Below are 494 nucleotides of genomic sequence, written 5' to 3' on the forward strand. Positions count from 1 at the left end.
CCGGGCTCCAGCGCAACCTGCGCAAGACCATGATCGTGGCCCTGGCGCGCAAGCTGCTGATCGCGCTGTGGCGCTATGTGACCGCCGGCGAAGTGCCGGCCGGCGCCATCCTGCCCCCTGCGGCATGAACGATCGGATGAAAACCAGTTAAGGAGCACACGACACACAAAGGTCCGGGCATCCATCCGCCGACAGCGGAAGCAATGCCAGGATGATCCGAGGCGGCGGTGACCCGTAGGGCCCCTATGGCATGACTTCCATGCACGCGGGAGAGGATGGGAACCGCTACCGAGGAGGCCTTGCCGCCGATGCGCATGACTGCATCATGGGTTCGGATCGCTGCGATCCGCCGAATACAAGGTTGTGGCGCCTTTGCCGTCACGCCAGGCAGGTTTCCCCTCAGGTCGCCCTTGCGCTGCCAGCCGCCGGCCGGCCTGACCGAAACCAGCCGATGCTGCAATTGCGAGGCTGTCATGACGCCCCTGACCGGTAAC

The 494-nt window shown here is 65.2% G+C and carries 1 pseudogene; it reads left to right on the forward strand.

Annotated features, from left to right (window positions below):
* Positions 1-128 (forward strand): annotated as a pseudogene (locus AC0L3L_RS36450) (IS110 family transposase); the annotation flags it as partial.
* Positions 129-494 lie beyond the last annotated feature (366 nt).

Source organism: Mesorhizobium sp. WSM4849 (genome assembly GCF_055811385.1).